A 1,236-nucleotide genomic window follows, 5' to 3' on the forward strand; every position below is an offset into this window, starting at 1 on the left:
CGGCGGCCGGGCTGTGCCATAGCGATCTGTCTGTGGTGGACGGGACCATACCTTTCCCCGTTCCTGTGGTGCTGGGACATGAGGGTGCCGGGGTGGTGGAGGCGGTCGGCGCCGGTGTCACCCATGTGTCGCCCGGGGACCATGTCGCCCTCTCCACGCTCGCCAACTGCGGGACCTGCGCCGAGTGCGACCGGGGGCGGCCGACCATGTGCCGGCAGGCCATCGGGCGGCCGGGGCAGCCGTTCACGCGGGACGGGCAGCCGGTCTACCAGTTCGCCTCCAACTCGGCGTTCGCCGAGCGGACCGTGGTGAAGGCCGTGCAGGCCGTACGGATACCCAAGGACATTCCGATGCCGTCCGCCGCGCTCATCGGGTGCGGGGTGCTGACGGGCGTGGGGGCTGTGCTGAATCGGGCCCGGGTCGATCGGGGGGACAGTGTCGTCGTCATCGGGACCGGGGGGATCGGGCTCAATGTCATCCAAGGGGCCCGGATCGCGGGGGCGTTGACGATCGTCGCCGTCGACGCGAATCCTGCGAAGGAGGCGGTCGCGTCGCAGTTCGGGGCCACGCACTTCCTTACGTCGACGGAGGGTGTGCGGGAGATTCTGCCGAGCGGGGCGGATCACGCGTTCGAGTGCGTGGGGCGGGTCGAACTGGTCCGGCAGGCCGTCGACCTTCTCGACCGCCACGGCCAGGCGATCCTGCTCGGCACGGCACCGGCGACCGCGGAGGCGTCCTTCCTCGTCTCGTCGATGTTCCTGGACAAGTCGATCCTCGGCTGCCGCTACGGATCCTCCCGGCCCCAGCGGGACATCCCGCTGTACACCCAGCTCTACCGCCAAGGGCGGCTGCTGCTCGACGAGTTGGTCACCAGGACGTATCCGGTGGAGGACTTCGAGAAGGCGGTGGGGGACCTGGAGGCGGGGCGGGTCGCGCGAGGGGTTCTGACGTTCTGATGTTCTGACGGTGCGTCGGGCGTGTGTGACGGTTGCATGGCGGGAGTTGTCCACAGGCGTGGGAAATGCGTGGGGCCTTGTCGGTCCCGGCCCGTAGCGTCGTGGCATGACCTACCGCGATGTTGTCTCCCGACAGGTCCTGACCTGGGCCTGCACCGCCATCGGTGCCCGTATGCCTGTGGCCATGGCGCCGCTGGGCGTGGTGTTTCTGGTGCGCGAGCGGCCCGGGGGCTATTCGTTGGGCGCGATCATCGCGGCGGCCTACGTCCTCGGGGAGATC

At 69.5% G+C, this 1,236-nt stretch carries 1 protein-coding gene and 1 pseudogene; both read left to right on the forward strand.

The genetic code is table 11. The features are described from left to right. A partial coding sequence (locus tag ACFWI9_RS34455) for a Zn-dependent alcohol dehydrogenase (protein ID WP_387169279.1) occupies positions 1–956 on the forward strand: 956 nt, incomplete at its 5' end. 106 nt (positions 957–1,062) lie between these two features. After that, positions 1,063–1,236: pseudogene (locus tag ACFWI9_RS34460) on the forward strand (MFS transporter); the annotation flags it as partial.

Source organism: Streptomyces sp. NPDC127084 (assembly GCF_042724175.1).
Classification (GTDB): domain Bacteria; phylum Actinomycetota; class Actinomycetes; order Streptomycetales; family Streptomycetaceae; genus Streptomyces.